Raw genomic sequence first — 3,397 nt, 5'->3', positions numbered from 1 at the left:
CAAGACCCTCGACCCCTCGACCCCGGTCACGATCCTGTACCGAGACCTGCGCAGTTACGGCTTCCGCGAAAGGGTGTATCGCCAGGCCCGCGATCTGGGGGTCCGTTTCCTACAGTATGCACCTGAGGCGCCGCCCGAGGTGGGGATCCACGACTCGCGGCTGCGCGTTCAGCTGCGGGTTCAGCCGGAGGGGATGCCGGTCGAGCTCAGCGCCGGCCGGGTGGTGCTCAGTACCGGAATCGACCCCAATCCGGAGAACCCGCGCCTGAGCCGCCTGCTCAAAGTGCCGCTCACCAGGGATGGCTTCTTCCTTGAGGCGCACGCCAAGCTGCGCCCGGTGGACTTCGCCGCCGAGGGAGTGTTCGTGTGCGGCCTGGCACATTCACCCCGAGCCATTGAGGAGAGCATGGAGCAAGCTCGGGCGGCAGCGGTTCGAGTCGTCGGCCTGCTGAGCAAGCCGTCCCTGTGGTCCACTCCGATCGTGGCGACCGTCAACCCGCGGTTGTGCTCAGCCTGCGGAGTGTGCGTTGAGTCCTGTCCATTCGGTGCCCGCCAATTGGACCTGGAGCGAGGCTGCGCCGAAGTGATCGAGGTCCTGTGTCAGGGGTGCGGGGCGTGCGTGGCGGCGTGCCCGAACAAGGCCAGCCAGCAGCGGGGTTTCGCCTTTCGCGAGATAGCACAGATGGTGGAGGTGGCAATCCCATGAACGAAACTCCCGCTGCTCGCAGCCATGGAATGGCAGCCGATCCGGGGTCAGACAGAGAGTCCGCCGAGTTTGAACCCAAGATCGTGGCTTTCTTGTGCAACTGGTGCACCTACACCGGAGCCGATCTAGCCGGGACCAGCCGTCTGCAGTACCCGCCGAACGTTCGGATTATCCGGCTGATGTGCAGCGGCGCCGTTGATCCGGTATACGTCTGCCGGGCTTTGGCGGAGGGGGCGGACGGTGTGCTGATCGGCGGCTGCCACATTGGGGATTGTCACTACCAGGAAGGCAACTACAAGGCGCGGCGCCGGGTGGCTGTGCTGCACAAGGTGCTGGAGAGCGCCGGGTTTGACCCCGAGCGAGTGTGGCTGCGTTGGATCAGCGCCAGTGAGGGCAAGCGTTTTGCCGACACCATTCGAGAGATGACCGAGGCGATGCGGGTGAAAGGGCCCACGCCGATACGCCTGGCGGAGCTCGCTTGAGGGCCCCGGTGAGATCTGCAGGCAGGGGGGAGGTGCGAAGATGTATGTGGCTAGGGTAATCGCGGTTGAAGGCTCGCAACCACAAGAAGTGATCCGCGGGTTCCTTGGGGGCCTGCTGGACTCCGGGCTTGCCGATGGCGTTTTTATCCCCGCAACCGGCGAGCCGTTCTCGGGTGGGCGCGTAGCGACCACACGTGAGGCGATGCTGCCATACGATCCGCTTTCTCCGGTGATGCTCGCCAATGCCGCCCGCGATCTTCCCCAGGCCCTCGGCCAGAGAACCGGCCGACTGGCAGTCGTTCTCCATCCCTGCGAGACGCGCACGCTGATCGAGATGGCGAAACGCGGCGCCATCGACCGTCAGCGCCTGCTGATCCTGGGGATGGACTGCGGCTTCGCCCAGGCAGGGCCGCTGCCCGAGGACTCGCAGGCACGTGACGCGCTGAGCCGGCAGGCGCTCGCCTGTGCCTCAGCCGGACTGCCGGCACCGGCGGAGGCACGCCTGGCCTGCCGGCTGTGCGAGCGTCCGGCTGCCGATGTCGAGAGCGCCGATGTGCTGCTCGGTTGGATCGGACTTGATCCGCAGGAGAAGCTGCTGGTCATCGCCGACGAGGAAGTTGACCGCGCCTTTGGCCTCGAGAAACTGACCGGGCGCTGCGCCACCGAGCGAGAGGCCGTTGACCGCGAAATGGCTCTGTGGCGGATGGCCGATCGACGCAAGAAATCGGCTTTGGAGCTGCTGGAGGATCTCGGCCTAGCGGATGGCCATCCTGCGGTTGCAGCCGGCTACCTGAGCCGATGCACGCTGTGCGGCGAGTGTTTGAACGCCTGCGCCCTGGCTAGCGATGACCTCCGCCGGGCGATGCAGCAGGGGAAGACGGTTTTCGTCCAGGCACTCCTCAATGAGGCGCAGCGGCTGGCCTCTTGCTCGGGCTGCGGCTTCTGCCAGGTGAGTTGTCCGGAGGATATCCCACTGTGCGCGATTGCCTATGCCATCGGTCACCAGGTGCAGTCCCGCATGCACTACACCCCGGGTCGGAGCGTGGAGGATCCCTTGCCATGGGTTTCCTAGCGTCCAGGGGAGGGCGTTCGTCCGAACTCGGGCCGCCGTCGTGCAAGGAGGGCAGGGTAGCATGAGCGTCTACGCCAAGCCTGCTGTGACGGGGCAGGGGACGATCGCCGGCGCCCGTTCCTTCCTACGCAGGATGCTGGAGGGGCAGTCGGTGAGCAGCGTCTTGGTCGATGTCGCCGCCGAAGGGCAGGGCATCCCCCACCGACGGCTCGTTCACGACCCGGAGCAGCTTGAGCACAGCTTGCCCTTCGCTCCGGCAATCCTGGCCAGCGGTGCACGCTTGGCGGCGCAACTGACGGAGCGGCGGGCCATGCAGGCAGGTGGGCGCCCGGCTGGGAAGCGGCCGTGTGCCATCGTGATGCGTCCTTGCGAGGCCCGGGCCGCAGTTGAGCTGAGCAAGCTCCGCCAGGTGGATCTTTCCCAGGTGCTGATCATCGCCGTGGATTGCGTGGGCACACATGAAGCCGCCGCCTTCGGCGGACTGGAAATGCCGGGAGTCGAATGGGCGGAGCGCTACACAGAGTCCCTCCGGCGCGGGGGGGCGGACTCTCCCGTCCCATTGCCGTACCGTCGGGCCTGCACCCGCTGCGTAGACGCCGTCGCACCCGTGGCAGATATCTGGCTGCATGTAATCGGCGTGCCCGAGGCCGAGGAGATCCTGGTAGAGGTGCGGGATCCTGAGCTGGCGGAGCGGCTGGAGCTGGGCGCGGTCGATGACGTGCCAGAGCGCGGAGTGGTGCTTGCCCAGCTGAAGGCGCAGCGGGAGTCGAAGCGGCAGCTTGAGCTAGATGCGGCGCTGCAGGCTCTCCAGCCAGGGGCGGACGGCCGACCGGGATTAACAGGGCAATTTGACACCTGCCTTCGCTGTCTGAATTGCGGCACGGCTTGCCCCCTGTGCTACTGCAAGGAGTGCCTGTTCCGAACGGACAGCCTGCGGGTCGAGTGCCGACACCTGTTCGATCTGGCGGAGCGTCGGGGTGCCGTCAGGCTCCCAGGGGATGCCATCTTGTACCAGCTGACGCGCTTGATACATGTGAGCACATCCTGTGTTGGCTGTGGCCTGTGTTCGAGCGCCTGCCCGATGGATCTGCCCGTCGACCTGGTCTTCCAGTCCGTTGGGCGCGAAACGCAGGCGCT

The 3,397-nt window shown here is 66.2% G+C and carries 4 protein-coding genes; all 4 read left to right on the top strand.

The annotated features are described in order from the left end of the window. Positions 1-706 (top strand): 4Fe-4S binding protein (locus tag MUO23_03415; GenBank protein ID MCJ7512005.1); only part of this gene is annotated, 706 nt, incomplete at its 5' end. After that, positions 703-1,188 carry a hydrogenase iron-sulfur subunit gene (locus MUO23_03410; GenBank protein ID MCJ7512004.1) on the top strand — a complete coding sequence of 162 codons (486 nt, stop codon included), beginning with the start codon at positions 703-705 and terminating at the stop codon, positions 1,186-1,188. The genes MUO23_03415 and MUO23_03410, both read left to right, overlap by 4 nt. Positions 1,189-1,228: 40 nt before the next feature. Beyond that, entirely contained in the window at positions 1,229-2,260 is a 1,032-nt protein-coding gene (locus MUO23_03405; GenBank protein MCJ7512003.1) for a hypothetical protein, read from the top strand. A 61-nt stretch (positions 2,261-2,321) separates the two neighbouring features. Next, positions 2,322-3,397, top strand: a 1,076-nt coding sequence (locus MUO23_03400) for a 4Fe-4S binding protein (GenBank protein MCJ7512002.1), incomplete at its 3' end; no start/stop codon positions are given.

This window comes from Anaerolineales bacterium (assembly GCA_022866145.1).
Lineage (GTDB): Bacteria > Chloroflexota > Anaerolineae > Anaerolineales > E44-bin32 > PFL42.
The sequence above is the reverse complement of the archived record's forward strand: the minus strand, read 5'-3'. Positions and strand labels throughout refer to the sequence as shown.